The following is a 14,755-nucleotide window of genomic DNA, read 5'->3' as shown; positions in this document are numbered from 1 at the left end:
AGGCGCGACCGATCGGCGGCAGATCCGGACATCCGATCTTAGGCGCGCGCGGATCGCGGCAGATGTGCTCGCCGATACCGACTGGCAAGTGAGGACGGTCCGACACACTGATTCGCATGCCGGGAACGACGAATTGGACCGCTGTCGGGCTGCAGGTGACGACTACAGGGGTTCATCGTCCAGGGTGAGGTGGTCAGTGCAGGCGGCTACAGCGGTTAGTTCGATCCGCTATCCGGGGTCAATGCCCACCGGCGAGTGCCTCCCCCAGCGGTGTGCGCGTGTGCAGGACCCGTGGACCGGCACGCCAGCTGTCCACCAGCCCGGCCGCACGCAGCACCGTGAGATGGTGCGACGCGGTCGATGCTGCCACCCCGGTCAGCGTGGCGCACTCGGATGTCGACAGCGGCTGCTGGAGTTCGAGGACAAGGCGCGCACGGACGGAGCCCAGTAGCGCGGTGAGGGCGTCGAGCACATCCGACGCGGGACGGTGCCAGGTCTCGGAGATCCCGTGCGCCGGATAGAAGATCGTCGGCTGGGCGGGGGGTTCGGTCAGCACGGCGCAGCCGCGGGTTGCCATGACGGAGGGAACGAGAACCAGGCCGGTGCCGCCGCAGTCGATCGTCTCCCCGTGGTGCCGCAGTTGGACCTGAACCACCTCGTCGCGCCAGGTTACGGTCGAGTGCAGGGTGGCGGCCATCGCGGCGAGCCCGACGTCGCTGCTGCGCCGCGCCCGCACCGCGATGTCGGCGCGTAGCAGCCGCAGCATCTGCGGCCACACGGGCGCCAGCAAGGTCTCCCACGCCTGCTGCCAGGCCGCCACGATCGTCGTGCGGGCACGCGCGGGGTCCGCGATCAGTGCCTGGATCTCGCGCTGCCGGGCGCCGGCCGATCGGATCTCCATCTTGCGCAGGTCGAAGCGCAGCCGTTCGTCCGGCAACTCGCGCAGGCGCTCCAGTTCCTCCTCGGGAGTCATGTCGCCCGACGGTGTGGCGGTGAGGAAGTCGGGCATGTATCCATCAACGCCGCTGATCACCGCCATCAGGCGGAACGCGTCACCCGCCGGCACCCCGCGCTGGGTGCGGAACCAACCCCAGTGCAGCGGGGCGACCTGGGGGCGCAGCATGACGCGCACCGCGTGAACCAGCTCGTGTCCGGGCGAGATCCCGAACCGGACCGCCGAGATGTCGGACGAGCCGAGCCGGAACTCCACCACCTTTCGATCCACATCGAAAGCGTAGTCGGCAGGACAGGAAGCCAGCGAAAGTGGAGTTCGTCAGACACCTGATACTCACGCAAGAGGGGCAAACCGATGCCGCAATACTTTCTCACCATCCCGCACGACACGGCTGAGGAGCCGACGATGGAGTCGATGCAGGAGATGGACCCGGTCGAGCTGGAGGCCATGATGGCCGCCGTCGACCGCTTCAACTCGGCCCTGCAGGACTCCGGGGCCTTCGTGCACGCCGGTGGGCTTCACCCGCCGTCGACCGCGGTCACCGTCGACGCCACCGGCGCCGAGACCAAGCGCGTCCCCGGTCCGTTCGTGGAGGCGACGGAGTACGTCGGCGGGTTCTGGGTCATCAAAGCCGTTGACGAGGAAGCCGCGATCACCTGGGCCGAACAGGCCTCCGCGGCCCTACAGTCACGCATCGAGGTCCGCGCCCTCCAGGACAACCCTGAGTAGCGCGCCTGAGCGACATAGGCGCGCCCGACCACCACGGCCTTCTTGGTACGACGGCCAGTCCGGCGAAGCACCCTTCCGCCGGGCTGGCCGCCGCGGCCACCACGATCCAACTGTCTCACCACGTCGGCCAAAGGGCAGCGTTCAGTTCCCACCGAAGAGTCGAGGGGTACGCATGATCGTTTTCCGCGAAACGCATCATCCGCGTGCGCGCGAGACATCCATGGGAGCATCCGCTCGATGACCAGACGTCCGCCTCTCGGCACGACACGACGCCCGTCCGTCACCGCCGATCACCAGCCGTGACAGAGGCGGCAGGCCCGCGCGGACGGCGGCAGAACAGTGCACGATGGCATTGCCGAACTTAGGCCATACGCGGTTCAGTTGGCTGCTGCGGCCAGGGGTGGGGGACCTTATGCGTGGTGATGAGGCTAGGGTGGTCGCCGCCTTCGCGGCCTGGCTGGAGAGTGGCGGTTGGAGCGTGGAAACGGAGGTTGCTTACGTGGACGTAGTCGCCCGCCGAGATGACGCGATCATGTATTGCGAAGCCAAGGGGCGAACCGCAGCCGTCGGACTGGACGTGGATACGCTTTACGGCCAGCTCCTGCGTCGGATGCCGGCAGAGCCCGCGCCCAACGCCACCTTTGGCGTCGTTGTACCCACGATCGCGGTCGGCGCAGCCCAGCGTGTCCCACTTTGGGTCCGACAACGGTTGAATATCGTCATCTATGAGGTTGGTGACGACAGCAGCGTTACCGAGCGGTAGCCAGCCGGACCGGATACGGGCACCGGTTTGAGCATTCTCGACCCGCGCGGACGGCGGCAGATGGGTGCGCCAACCGCTGCGTGGTGTTTGATCGCCGTGTGATTGATTGGCGATCGGTACGCGATCTGCAGGATCACTCTGGCGTCGTCGTCGGGTCGTTGCTCGATCGACTCGAACGCCAGCCTGATCTTCCTACCTGGCGCGACCTTGAACGAAGGCTCGTCGTCGAAGCTGAGTGCTGGTGCTCGGCCGGCTTTGCTGCTCTACCCGCTCTTGCCCGGCTCGCCCGATCCGGTGCCGAGGCAGACCGGGACCGAGCGCTGGATCTTGCCGCGGTCATCGTACGAAGCACGCATCGCAATCAGGAGCACGACGATCTGGTCCGGAGGATCCCGGAGACGCTCGCAACCCTGCACCGCCTTTCTCGGGACCGCCTGGCCACCTGCACGGGGCCCGCGTTGGTCCGAAGGCTTCAGGGTGCCCTGGCATTCGCCGGCTACACGTTCTGGGCCACCATCAGCATGGACTTCACCGATGAGCACTACGACGTCGGTTGCCCCGGCTGCGCGACTCGTCTGGCGATCGTCATCGGCGAGTACGGCCACTACTCGGCGATCCGCGACCACAACGACGGGGACATCCATCGGCATGATCTTCGGCCGACCGGGCCTGCCGACCTGACCGGGATAGCGCGGTGGATGCACGATGCCGCCGTAACCGGCGGCGACGCGACTCTCGCTGGCGGTATCGCCTACCTGTTCGGCCGGGCTGCGTGCGGCGCGTGCGGTAGCACTTTCGACCTCGCCGACTGGCTCGAGGCCGAGAACGGCCCTCGCCAGCCCATCGACCCGATCGTGCCGAAGACCGACCGCTCGATCTGACCTGACACTATCCGGCCGCGGGACGCACGGCCGCCCGGATCGCGGCAGATCCGGATATTCGTTGCGGCCCAGGATGGCGGTAAAGGCGACGTTCGGCGCGTCGTTGCTGTGGGTTCGCCTGCCGCGGATGGTGGACGAGTCGTCGAGGCGATGAGCGTGCCGAGGGCCACCGCGTGCGGGCGGCCCCGCTGTCCCGCCGGGCGAGATGTCTGAGATCCGGTTGCCGGTAACCGGACGCGGCGCGGCGGTCAGGTTACTGTCACGACGACCTTGCCGCGGGCGCGTCCCTCGCCTACCTCGGCCAGGGCCTCGGGGACCTGGTCGAGGGTGAAGGTGCGGTCGATGTGGACGGCGAGGTCACCCGTTACGCAGAGGTCGGCGACCGGTCCGAAATGTGCCGGCCCTTCCTTGACCGCGAGCACGCCGAGCCGGCGGTGCGTGAGCCAACCGGCCACCGAGCCGATCGTCAGGACGCGCAGCAGCGTCCGCACCGATCCGCCAACGCACCGATACCGACCACCCGGCGCCAGCGCCCGACGGTAGGCGAACACCGATCGATGCGCCACCAGATCGAGGATGAGATCGTACGGGCCGCTGCGAGTGAAGTCCTCACTCCGGTAGTCGATCACCTTGTCCGCGCCCACCGACCGCATGAAGTCGAGCTTGCTCGCGTTGTCCACTCCGGTCACCTCGGCGCCGAGACGCTTGGCGAGCTGAATGGCGAATGAACCGGAACCGCCGCCGGCACCGTTGATCACTATCCGTTGCCCGGCCGCGGCGCCGTCGGTCCCCTGCTGCGCGATCGCGCCCGCCTGCGGAACCGTCGACGCCTCGGCGAAGGTCAGAGCCGTGGGCTTGTGCGCCAGCACCGACTCGGGGGCGATCGCGTACTCCGCGAAGCCGCCCTTGAGCAAGAGGTTGTCGCCGTAGACCTCGTCACCGGGCCGGAACCGGGTGACGGCCGGACCGACGGCGTCGACCCACCCGGCGATGTCCGAACCCAGCGTCCGGCGCGCCGGTGTGCGAAGCCCACCGATACGCGAATACAGCGGCGAACCTCGCAGGGTCTCCCAATCGCTGAGGTTGATCGATGTCGCCGCGACCTTGACCAGCACCTGCCGGCCCGAAGGGGACGGCTTGGGAAGATCCTCAATCCGCAGCACGTCCGCGGACCCGTACCTGTCGTACACGACCGCCCTCATCCGCCCACCCCTCACCTCGGTGAAGCACACCAGCCCCGTACCCGGCACGCCCAGCACCTTCTGTAGCACGCCGGCACCACGAGAAGGGCCTCCGATGGCGCGCATATCGAGACGACGGCCTCGGAGCGCGAACACTGCGCTCGACGTGACGTCAGCGCCGGCCATCAGCTATCCGCCGCGGACCGTGCGGCGGCCTCCGGCTCCCATCAGCCCTGCTCGCCGGAGGTCGATGCGTCGTCAGGACGGTCAGCTGTTCGAGCGCGCACCAGCCGCACGCCGGTCGCAAGCAGCCACACGAGCCAGGCGGCGTAGCCGGGCAAACCCACGAAGATGAGCCCTGAGCCATCCGCGATCGCGAGGTTGCCCGCACCGGCGGCGAGCAGCAGGCCGCCCCCGGCCACTGCGAGCAGACGCTGCCACGACGGCGTCAGCCGGCTCGCATGCGCCGCCAGCGCGGCGCCGATGAATGTGGTGCCGAGCGCCGGCAGCGCCAACGCGAAGGCTGCCGCATGCAATTGCCAGGCGAGCTCGAACTCCGGGCTCGGCTCGGCGAGTTCGCCGGCGGACAGCACGACACCGTTCCACAGGACGGCGTAGAGCGCGAAGACCGCCGAGAGGGTCGCGCCTGCGGCCACCGCGAGGCGCGACCAGTCTGCACCCGCACGCCCGCGGCGCTCGACGAGCCCGTGGAGGCCGGTCAGGAACCCGAGCAGCAGCGGCAGGTTCAAGGCCTCCAGGCCCACCGCGATCGCGACCGCGACACGGTGCTCCGCGTGGAAGGCGAGCACCTCGTTGATCGGGTCCCCGTAGTCTGGCGCTCCGGCCCAGACCACCACCGCGTTCTGGATCGCCACCGACGCTGCCAACGCGATCGCCGTCGCGCCCACGACCCGCTCTCGGAGCGCTCGGGTCGGGGCGGGCCCCGTCGTTGCTGCTGCCGCGCTCACGGGCACGTGCGGGGATTCAGCGCGGTGGCGGGGTTATACGGTGATCTCATCTCGCACTCCTTCGTTGCGGTTGGATGATCGGTGCAGCACCACGTCATTCGCCGGCGCAGGAATGGTCGGAGTCGGTTCTGGAGTCTTCTTTGGCCGACCGTTCCGGTGACGTGGAACAGATTGCTGGAGCGGCCGCATGCGCCGCTATGAGCCGAGGTCGATGGTGGTGGGCCGAAGGTCTACACCTCGGGATCGACTTTGGTCGGATGCCGTGGGACCCGGCCCGGCCGTACCCTTCGATCATGATGGCCCCGGCGGACCCGCCGGATCGGAGCCCGCTACCGGCGGGCGTGACAAGCGATGCTGACCACGATCCGGTACGCCCGGCCGGGCGCACGATCCGCGACCGGCTGGTCGACGCCGCGTGTTTCCTGCTGGCCGCCGGCCTCACGGTGCTCGCCCTGATCGACGGCCTCGCGCAGCACATCGCGCCGGTCCCGCTCACCGTCGACCTCATCCTCGGGGTCCTGTGCAGTCTCGGGGTGTGGCTGCGCCGGCGCCGGCCGGTCGGCCTCGCCGTGGTCGTGGGTCTGGTCAGCCTCTACGCGCCATCCGCCTCGGGCGCGGCGCTCATCGCGCTGTTCACCGTCGCGGTGCACCGGCGCTTCGCAGTGGTCGCCCCGATCGTGGCCGGGTACGCGCTCGTCCCGTTCCTGACGCTGCTGGTTCGGCCCGACGTCCCGGTCGCGACCTGGTCGGAGATCGTGCTGGGCGTCGTCCTCGCGGCCGCGGTACTCGCCTCGGGAATGTTCGTCCGGGCCCGCCGCCAGTCGCTGCGGGAGCGGGCTGGGCGGCTCGAGGCCGAACAGGAACTGCGCGTCGCCGAAGCCCGCCAGGGCGAACGCAACCGGATCGCCCGGGAGATGCACGACGTGCTCGCCCACCGCCTGTCCCTGCTGAGCCTGCACGCCGGGGCGCTGGAGCTACGCCCCGACGCCGCGCCCGACGAGGTCGCCCGCGCCGCCGGGGTGGTCCGCGACAGCGCCTACCAGGCGCTGGAGGACCTTCGGGAGGTGATCGGCGTCCTCCGCACCGGTGCCGACCGGTCCGACGAGACGCCGGAACGGCCGCAGCCCACCCTGGCCGGCCTCCCCGACCTCGTCGACCAATCGCGGCGCGCCGGGATGCGGGTACGGCTCGACTGCCAGACCGACGCGCTTGCCGCCGTACCGGCTGGTGTGGGGCGCAGCGCGTACCGAATCGTGCAGGAAGGGCTGACCAACGCCCGCAAGCACGCCCCCGACGGCGAGGTGGCCGTCACCGTCCGGGCGACCCCGGGCGACGGCGTAACCGTCGAGATCCGCAACCCGTACCCGGCCGAGCCCAGCTCTGCCGGCATCCCCGGCGCCGGCATCGGCCTCATCGGGCTCACCGAACGGGCCGCCCTCGCCGGCGGACGCCTCGAACACGGCCCCACCTCCGCCGGTGACTTCCGGCTCAGGGCCTGGCTACCGTGGCCTACCCTCTGAAAGCGGTGGGGCGACAGCAGGCCGGAGCCGAGCGCCGGGGTCGAAACCGGGCCCGGCCCAGGCGAGCACGGACAAGGAGCCCAACGTGAACGCACCGGTGCGGGTCCTCATCGTCGACGACGACCCGCTCGTGCGGGCCGGCCTCACCATGGTCATCGGCGGCTCGCCGGACATCACCGCGGTGGGCGAGGCCGGCGACGGAAGCGACGTGGCCGCCGCCGTCGACGCGTACGTCCCGGACGTGGTGCTGATGGACATTCGCATGCCCACCCTCGACGGCCTCGCCGCCACCGAACGACTCCGCGCCCGACCCGACCCACCCGAGGTCATCGTCCTGACCACCTTCGACGCCGACGAGTACGTCCTGCGCGCCCTGCGCGCCGGGGCCAGCGGCTTCCTGCTCAAACACACCCCACCCGCCGAGATCCTGCGCGCCATCGCGCGGGTCGCAGCCGGCGAACCCATCCTGTCGCCGACCGTCACCCGACGGCTCATCGCCCACCTCAGCGACACCGGCGTCGCCGCGCGGCAACAGCACGCCACCACCGCGCTGCATCAGCTCAGCGAACGCCAACGCGAGGTCGCCATCGCCGTCGGGCGGGGCAGGTCCAACGCTGAGATCGCGGGCGAGCTGTTCATGAGCGTGGCCACCGTGAAAGCCCACATCTCCCACATACTCACCAAACTCGATCTCAACAACCGTACCCAGGTCGCCCTACTCGCCCACGACGCCGGCCTCACCGGCTGACGCCGGGGCGTGGGCCGGCGAGCCGGCCACCCCTCACCGCCAGACGGCTCAGGCGGGGGCCATCGACCACGTGCTATTGCCCAACTTTCGCACATCGGCATGACCGTGCGCCGGGAGCCTGGCCGCCGTCACCGAGCGTGATGATCATCGTGCCGGCGCCGGCACGTGCGGACGGCGGCGAGAGCGGACATTCGGGCGTGTCCGTGCATGGCCTCCGGCGATACTCGTGGGCATGGAAGTGCAGCCGGCGATGTCGGCAGTGGCGCACCGCGGTGGGTCGGCTTCATCAGGATGGGTCTCCTGTCGTCAGGCCGGCGATCGTCGACGAAGTGATCGAGGCCGGCTGGCGACGTCGGCAGCCGTTCGAGCGTAGGCGCAGGCGGGCGTCCGGTGCCTGGGCCAGCGGGTGGAAGACCTGGCGAAAGGCGTGCGGGACGCCTCGATGCCAATCCGCGGCTGGCGGAGCCGCTCAAGGAGGACTCCCGCATCCGGCTCCACCTTGGGTGGGATATTGACGGCTGAGGCTGGACAGTCCAAACGATGGAGGGGCGCAGGTCCGTCAGCTCGGGCACGACCCCGGCGGACGGTAGCCGGGCTGGCCGGCCCGGACCGCCTGGGGCGGGTCGTCGGTCAGGGCGCCGTCACCGGCCGACCGCGGAGGCCAGGCCCGGTGCCTGCCTTGTCAGATCTTGGCGGTGCGGACCTCGCCGGAGCGGTGCAGCAGGAAGCCGGCGATGACCCCGGCCACGGTCAGCGCGGCGAACAGGCCCGTGGTCATCACGGCGGAGAGGTCGAGCAGGGCGATCAGCAGAGCCAGCGGCGCGCCGGCACCCGGCCACAGCAGCGCCCCGCGGACCCGGCCGCCCAGCTGCGCCTGCATGAGCGCCGCGCTGAGCAGATATCCGGCGGTGGCGATGCCCAGCACCCACCGGGTCCCGGCGGTCAGGTGATCGTCGGCGCCGTGCAGGACGGCGTGCTCCAGCCCGACGGCCACGGCCGCCAGGGAGACGGCCAGCGGCAGGTGAATGTAGACGTAGAAGTCGTGGACACCGTGCTTGGTGACCTCGTCCCCTTCCTCCGCCAGTCGCCGCTTGGCCGCACCGCCGGAAAGGTCGAAGTAGATCCACCACAGCGCCGCCGCGACCACGAAGGCCGCGGTCGCGGTGACCACCACGGCCGGCTTCCACGCGCCGTCGTGCAGACCGGTCACGACCGCCGCGACGGACTCACCGAGGACCAGGATGACGAACAGGCCGAAGCGCTCCGGCAGGTGTTCCATGTGCAGCGGGACGGCGTCCTTGAGCCGCGCGGCGGCGGTGGGCCACACCAGGTCGAGGAGTACGCCGGCACCCCACAGCCAGTACCGGCCCGGTTCCGGGACGGCCAGCGAGACGAGCCAGGTGAGTGCGCCGAGTGAGTGGCCGATCAGGTACAGCCGGGCGGTCGGGCGGGCGGCCGGCACGTGGCGCCAGGCCCGTGCATATCCGGCGACCAGTGCCACCCGGATGATCACGTAGCCGATGGCGAACCAGCGCCCGTCCGGCCCGCTGATCTTGTCGACGCTGGCTGCCATCGCCACCACACCGACCATGGCGGCCAGGGTGAGCAGGCGGAAGACAGCGTCGTCGGTGTCGAACCGGTTGGCGTAGAGCGTGGTGCTGGCCCAGGCCCACCAGCCGACGGCGAGCACGGCGCAGAACACCAGCGCGCCGTGCCACGTCTCGTCCTTGGCGAGCCCGTCCGCACAGCGCGCCACGAACAGCACGAAGGCCAGGTCGAAGAAGAGCTCCAGGCGTGTCGCGGAACGGTTCGACTCCTGGTTCAGATCGGGCGGCCGGACGGCCTCGATCTGTTCCGCCTCCTCCTGGTCGAGCCGCTCCTGGTCCTTTGTCACGTATCCTCCTGGCCGGTGCTGCGGTGCCCGTAGATCAGCACTACCCCCGCGGCGCAAGACCACACCCGCCTCCCCCGCGTGCGCATCACCTCCGGGTGACCGGCGTGGTGTCAACGCAGCGGTGACCGGCTGATCATCTCCGCAGGCGTCTCGGCGAAAGCCCGGTCGCCGCGGGCCAGGGTGGCGAACACCGGGCCGTAGGTGATGCGCGGGACAAGCGTGGAGAACGCCATGTCGAAGACAGCCCACGCGGCGGCGTCCGGATCCGGCCGGTGAACGCTTCGCCGAGCTGGCGGCTGGGCGAGCGCACCGGCCGGCAGGATGTGGCGGATCAGCCGTGCAGGCGGACCTTGACCTCGGTGCGGCCGTAGTCGACCGTCACGTCACGGCCGCCGGTCGCGGTGACGCGGGCGAAGCGGCCCTGGATCCGGCGGGCCCGCAGCACGGTGGCCTCGCCGCCGCGGCGGCCGTCGACGGTCAGCACGCCGCCCAGCACCGCCTCGTCCTCGACCGTGACGGCCGCGCCGCGCGCCGGCGCCGAGACCGCCAGCGTGCCGCTCCGCTGCACATAGGAGCCGCGCACCCGAAGCGCCCCTGGCACCCGCAGCTCGCCGCCGGTCACCTCCACGTCGCCGCGCCCGAGCGCGTTCCCGGACTCGGCGATCAGCGCGCCCGCGCGGAGCTGCGTGCCGCCGCGGTAGTCGTTGTCGCCGGTCAGCGTCAGTGCGCCGGAGCCGGTCTTGACTACCCCGCCACGGCCGCCGATGTCGTTGCGCCAGGTGTCCGCCGCGGCGAAGCCGCCGAGAGCCGCGTCCATGACCACCTGCACGGTACGGTCGAACGCGCCGAAGCCGTCCGCCGCCGCGAACAGGTTCAGCCGTCCCCAGAGCTCCGGGCCGTCCAGCAGCGCGTGCCCGGACTCCAGCGCGGTGGTGCGCAGCACCTCGCGACGCTGTTCGGCCGTCAGGTAGGGCAGGCGCGTCTCCAGCAGCACCTCCGCGCCGGCCGGCACGACCATCGGCTCGCCGCGTGCGCCGGTTCGCGGCAGGTCGTAGGTCAGCTTCGGCAGTGCGAGCCGCGCGTTCGCGGCCCGGTCCGCGTAGGCGTCGGGGGCGTCGCCGGTGCGGTCCGCGAAGTAGGACCGGGCCTGCTCCCGTGCCTGCGCCTTGAGCTGCGCGTTCGCCGGGTCGCTGAGGATCGCGGCGGCGAGTGCGGTGGCCAGGATGCGGCCGCCGATCACGTCGAGCGGCGAGTGCATGCCGGAGACGATGCGGGTGTCGCTGAGGTCCAGCGCGGCCGTGACCAGCTCCTGGAACCGCTCCGGGATCGCGTACGCGTAGGCGAGCGCCGCCAGGTGGAACGCGTTGGTGTGCCCGCTCGGCATGCCACCGTCCTCGGCCGGCGTGGTGCTGCGCTGCCGGAGCAGCTGTGCCGCGACCGTGACCGGCGAGTCGTAGACCGGGTAGCCGAGCGCGTCGACCGTACCCGTGTCGACGACCTTGTTGGACTCGGTCATCCGCCACGGCCGCGGGTACTGGTAGGCGGCCTTGCTCGGGTTGCCGGAGGAGAACGAGCCGCGCAGCGTGTTGACCAGCGTGACGACCGCGCCGAGCGCGGAGGTGGGTGAGCCGGCGCCGAGCGCCGCACCGGCCGGGGCCCCGGCCGGGATCGCGTCGTCGATCTTCGTGGGCGGCGTGCCCTCCGGTGCGGTGGTGATGCCGGTGACCGCGAGCGCGCCCTGGCGGTAGAGCGCGGTGAGCGGCCCGAGGCCGGCGGCCGCGGCGTAGCTCTGGTGCTGCCGGTCCTGGATGAACGCGCGGGCGGCCTGCCGCGGGGTGCGGGCCCGGGTGACCTTGACGACGTGGCGCATGTTGGCGCGCAGCACCGCGTGGTCGAGAACCGTGCCGGTGTTCCACTCCGCGCCGGTGCGCCAGAGCCGCTGCATGCCGGAGAGGATGCGCACCGCGGCGTTCCCGGCCACGGTCAGGTCCGTGGTGACGTTCGTCTTGTAGCTCGCCACGAAGGCGTCGAAGCGAGGCGACGTGGCCGACGCCGGTGAGCCGGTCAGCAGTCCGGCCACGGTCGGGGCGGCCAGGCCGGCGGCGGCGGTGGCGCGCAGCAGCGTGCGGCGGCTGACGATCATGAGTGTACTCCAGCTGGGTGGGCGATCCAGGTCGCGGCCATGCTGGTGGCGCCGAACGTACGGCGGACGAAATTGATCTTGTGAACGAATGAATTGTCACAGCTCGTCAGTGGTGATCAGACCGTCCTGGATCGCGCGGGCGACCAGCGCGGCCTTGGTCGGCGCCTCCCGGCCGACGTTGGCGTACTTCACCCTGACCCGTTCCAGGCCGGAGTTGACCCGGTGGACGGTGATGTCGAGGCGGCGGGCGACCATCTCCTTGGACTCGGAGTGGAACCACTCGATCAGGATCTGGTGCTCGCGCGGGGACAGCCGCGGCCGGTGCGGGCGCTCGTCGGTGCCGAACGCGCCGGACAGCGTCGGCGGCGTGTACGGCGCACTGACCGCGGCCGCGTGGATCGCCGCGACCAGGTGCTCCTCGCCCTCGGCCTTGGTGAGGTAGGTGAACGCGCCGATGTCCAGCGCCGTCAGCGCGGTCTCCCGGTCGGCGCGCATGCTGTAGACCACGACCTGCCGGCCCGCGTCGACGAGCCGTTTCAGGTCGCCGTAGGCCGGGCCGGCCGGGTCGAGTTGCAGGTCGAGGACGACGACGTCGGCGCGGTCGCCGGGCGGCAGCCAGGCGGCGGCGACGGTGGGCCCGGCCGCGACGACCTCGATGGGCGTCTCGGCGAGCGCGCACCAGGACCGCACCCCGGCGATGACGACGGGGTGATCGTCCACGACGACCGCAGTGATCATTGTTCTCCCTGCCAGGCTGCTTGAATCCACAGTCGGTCGCCGTCGGCCAGCACGGACCGCCGGACCCCGTCACCGTCCGGCGCCGGTGGAGGTGGCGCGCAGGCGGCGACGACGCTGACGGTGACGGTCTCGCCCGCGCTGGTGATCGTGAGCCGGGCCCGGCCGGTCGCGGTGGCGAGCGCGGCGATGGCCGGCTCGACCAGCCGGCGGCGCACCTGCGGTGGCAGGTCCGGGCGGGTGCCCTGCTCGGCGAACGTCACCGTGACGCCGGCGCGCTCGGCCTGTTCGACGGCGGCGCGCAGCTCGTGGGCGAGCGCGTCCGCGTGCGCGTCGTCGCCGGCGATCAGCCGCCGCATCCGGGCGGCCTCGGCGGCACACGCCCGCCGCACGGACGCGTCGCCGGGATCGAGCACCTGAGAGGCCAGACCCTCCAGCAGCGGTACGGCCGTGGTCGCCAGCGCCGCGATCCGGCCGGTGCGGTCGGTGTGCAGGTGCTCCGCGACCGCCTCGGAGGTGCGCAGCCGCTCGGCCGCGCGCACCGCCCGCGCGGACGACACGGCCATGCCGCGCAGCACGGCCGCGATCATCGCGATCGCCAGCTGGTAGGAGAGCACGGCCCAGGTGGCGCTGATCGCCCCGGCGACGCTCAGCGCGGCGTCCCCGGCCAGCGCGGCCTGGCCGAACGTCATCAGGTACTGGCCGGCCAGCACCGCGACGAGCACGGGGACGCGGCCGCCCATCAGCAGCAGCACGATCGGCCAGCCGGCGTCGCCCTCGGACCAGTGCGCGGAGCCGAGCAGCCATTCCGGGCGCACGGCCGAGGTGGCCAGCGCGGACAGTGCGAAGACCAGCGCGACCAGCGGCCAGCGCCACCGGCCGAGCGGGCGGTCCCGCCAGGTCGCGGCGGCCACCACGAGGGTCACCGCGATCAGGCCGGTCCAGGTGACCAGCTGCGGCCAGAGCGCGGTGTAGGCGGCGCCGCTGGCCAGCAGCCGGGGCAGGTCGAGCAGCGTCAGGATGGCCAGGGTGATGCTGATCGCGGCCCAGCGCAAACCCCGCTGGAACGACGCGGTGATCACCTCCCGGTCGCCGCCGTCGTCCTCGGCGGTGCGCGGGCAGGTCAGCGTGACGGTGGTGCCGTGGCCGGGGCTGCTGTCGATCCGGGCGCGGCCGCCGGTGCGGGTCATCCGCTCGATCAGCGACCGGGTCACGCCGTACCGGTCCGCGGCGATCCGGGCCGGGTCGAAACCGCGACCGGCGTCGATGATCTCGACCGTGACCTGTGTGCCGTCGTCGCGCACCCGGATCTCGGCGGTGTCCGTGCCCGCGTGCCGGGCCACGTTGGTCAGCGCCTCGCGGACGCCGCGGCTGAGCGAGACCGCGTCCGCGGCCGGTAGCGTCAGCGACTCCGGGACTGTCCAGGCCAGGCGCAGCGTGGTGTGCCGGGCCGCCTCGCGCAGCAGCGGGAGCAGGTCGGTCTCGCCGTGCGCCGCGTCACCGGACCGGTGCAGCTCGGCCAGGTCCCGGCGGGCCTGCGCGGACAGCCACGGCTCGGGCCGGGCGACCACGCCGTTGCCGACCATCAGCAGCGTCGCGGCGGCCGTGTCGTGCAGCGCCGCCAGATATTCCCGTTCGCCGGACCGGCGCGCGGCCGCGATCTCCGCGGCCCGGCGCAGCTCCGCGCCGCGCTCGATGATCCGGTCCGAGGTGCGGGCGCTGCGCCGCACGAACCGGTAGAGCCCGAAGGAGAGCGCGGCCTCGGCCGCGGTCCACGGCCCGAGCGTGGCGTCGGCGAGCCAGCCGCCCGGGTCCGCGATGGTCGCGCCGGTGTAGTAGACCGCGATGATCGTCGCGGTCGCCGCGGCCAGGGCCCGGCCGCCGATCTGCCACGGGTACGTGACCACGACCATGTTCAGCGCGATCAGCACCCAGGTGGCGCCGCCGCGCGGATCCGGGGTGACGGTCCAGGACATGCTCAGACAGATGCCGCAGACCGCCGCGACGTCGGCGACCGGCAGCCATTGACGGGCACGCGCGCCGCCGCGCACCATGGCGAAGGCGTAGAGCAGGCTCCACACGTTGAACGCGGTCACCACGACGGCCGCCACCGCCCGGTCGGGCATCGCGGCGAGCGCCAGACTGACCGAACTGGACAGTCCGATCACGACGACACGGAGCCCGAGCGCGTAACGCAACCCTTGATCGAGAAGCCTCTGCTCCACCGCGCCCGGCACG

The 14,755-nt window shown here is 71.6% G+C and carries 13 protein-coding genes; 5 read left to right on the top strand and 8 right to left on the bottom strand.

Annotated features, from left to right (window positions below):
• Positions 1-238: 238 nt before the first annotated feature.
• On the bottom strand, positions 239-1,225 hold the full coding sequence (locus J2S43_RS06910) for an ArsR/SmtB family transcription factor (RefSeq protein WP_306827768.1): 987 nt from the start codon (positions 1,223-1,225) through the stop codon (positions 239-241).
• 84 nt (positions 1,226-1,309) lie between these two features.
• Between J2S43_RS06910 and J2S43_RS06905 the strand changes: the two genes are divergently transcribed.
• The 3 genes from J2S43_RS06905 to J2S43_RS06895 all read left to right on the top strand — a co-directional run bounded on the left by J2S43_RS06905 (position 1,310) and on the right by J2S43_RS06895 (position 3,328).
• Entirely contained in the window at positions 1,310-1,684 is a 375-nt protein-coding gene (locus tag J2S43_RS06905; RefSeq protein ID WP_306827767.1) for a YciI family protein, read from the top strand.
• Between the two features lie 433 nt (positions 1,685-2,117).
• A complete protein-coding gene (locus J2S43_RS06900) occupies positions 2,118-2,447 on the top strand; it encodes a hypothetical protein (RefSeq protein ID WP_306827766.1) in 330 nt (109 codons plus the stop codon).
• Positions 2,448-2,545: 98 nt separating this feature from the next.
• Complete coding sequence (locus J2S43_RS06895) at positions 2,546-3,328, top strand: hypothetical protein (RefSeq protein WP_306827765.1); 783 nt, start codon at positions 2,546-2,548, stop codon at positions 3,326-3,328.
• A gap of 248 nt (positions 3,329-3,576) precedes the next feature.
• Here J2S43_RS06895 and J2S43_RS06890 read toward each other — a convergent pair whose 3' ends face one another.
• Complete coding sequence (locus J2S43_RS06890; RefSeq protein ID WP_306827764.1) at positions 3,577-4,695, bottom strand: NAD(P)-dependent alcohol dehydrogenase; 1,119 nt, start codon at positions 4,693-4,695, stop codon at positions 3,577-3,579.
• Between the two features lie 41 nt (positions 4,696-4,736).
• Complete coding sequence (locus tag J2S43_RS06885; protein ID WP_306827763.1) at positions 4,737-5,417, bottom strand: hypothetical protein; 681 nt, start codon at positions 5,415-5,417, stop codon at positions 4,737-4,739.
• A gap of 353 nt (positions 5,418-5,770) precedes the next feature.
• On the opposite strand from J2S43_RS06885, the gene J2S43_RS06880 reads away from it, so the two are divergent.
• Both J2S43_RS06880 and J2S43_RS06875 read left to right on the top strand, forming a co-directional pair.
• Positions 5,771-6,997 carry a sensor histidine kinase gene (locus J2S43_RS06880; protein ID WP_306827762.1) on the top strand — a complete coding sequence of 409 codons (1,227 nt, stop codon included), beginning with the start codon at positions 5,771-5,773 and terminating at the stop codon, positions 6,995-6,997.
• Positions 6,954-7,745 (top strand): response regulator, encoded by a 792-nt coding sequence (locus J2S43_RS06875; RefSeq protein WP_306827761.1) that lies wholly within the window; start codon positions 6,954-6,956, stop codon positions 7,743-7,745. Before J2S43_RS06880 ends, J2S43_RS06875 begins: the two co-directional genes overlap by 44 nt.
• Before the next feature lie 682 nt (positions 7,746-8,427).
• On the opposite strand, the gene J2S43_RS06870 is transcribed toward J2S43_RS06875, so the two are convergent.
• From J2S43_RS06870 to J2S43_RS06850, 5 genes are all read right to left on the bottom strand, one after another.
• Entirely contained in the window at positions 8,428-9,639 is a 1,212-nt protein-coding gene (locus tag J2S43_RS06870) for a low temperature requirement protein A (RefSeq protein ID WP_306827760.1), read from the bottom strand.
• Positions 9,640-9,749: 110 nt separating this feature from the next.
• A complete protein-coding gene (locus tag J2S43_RS06865; protein ID WP_306827759.1) occupies positions 9,750-9,872 on the bottom strand; it encodes a hypothetical protein in 123 nt (40 codons plus the stop codon).
• Between the two features lie 98 nt (positions 9,873-9,970).
• Entirely contained in the window at positions 9,971-11,782 is a 1,812-nt protein-coding gene (locus J2S43_RS06860; protein ID WP_306827758.1) for a phosphatase PAP2 family protein, read from the bottom strand.
• A 96-nt stretch (positions 11,783-11,878) separates the two neighbouring features.
• Positions 11,879-12,520 (bottom strand): DNA-binding response regulator, encoded by a 642-nt coding sequence (locus J2S43_RS06855; RefSeq protein ID WP_306827757.1) that lies wholly within the window; start codon positions 12,518-12,520, stop codon positions 11,879-11,881.
• The gene (locus J2S43_RS06850) at positions 12,517-14,754 is read right to left on the bottom strand and encodes a sensor histidine kinase (RefSeq protein ID WP_306827756.1); all 2,238 of its coding nucleotides are present in this window, start codon (positions 14,752-14,754) and stop codon (positions 12,517-12,519) included. Before J2S43_RS06850 ends, J2S43_RS06855 begins: the two co-directional genes overlap by 4 nt.
• Position 14,755: the final 1 nt, after the last annotated feature.

Origin of the sequence: Catenuloplanes nepalensis, from assembly GCF_030811575.1 — a bacterium.
Taxonomy (GTDB): Bacteria; Actinomycetota; Actinomycetes; order Mycobacteriales; family Micromonosporaceae; genus Catenuloplanes; species Catenuloplanes nepalensis.
The sequence above is the reverse complement of the archived record's forward strand: the minus strand, read 5'-3'. Positions and strand labels throughout refer to the sequence as shown.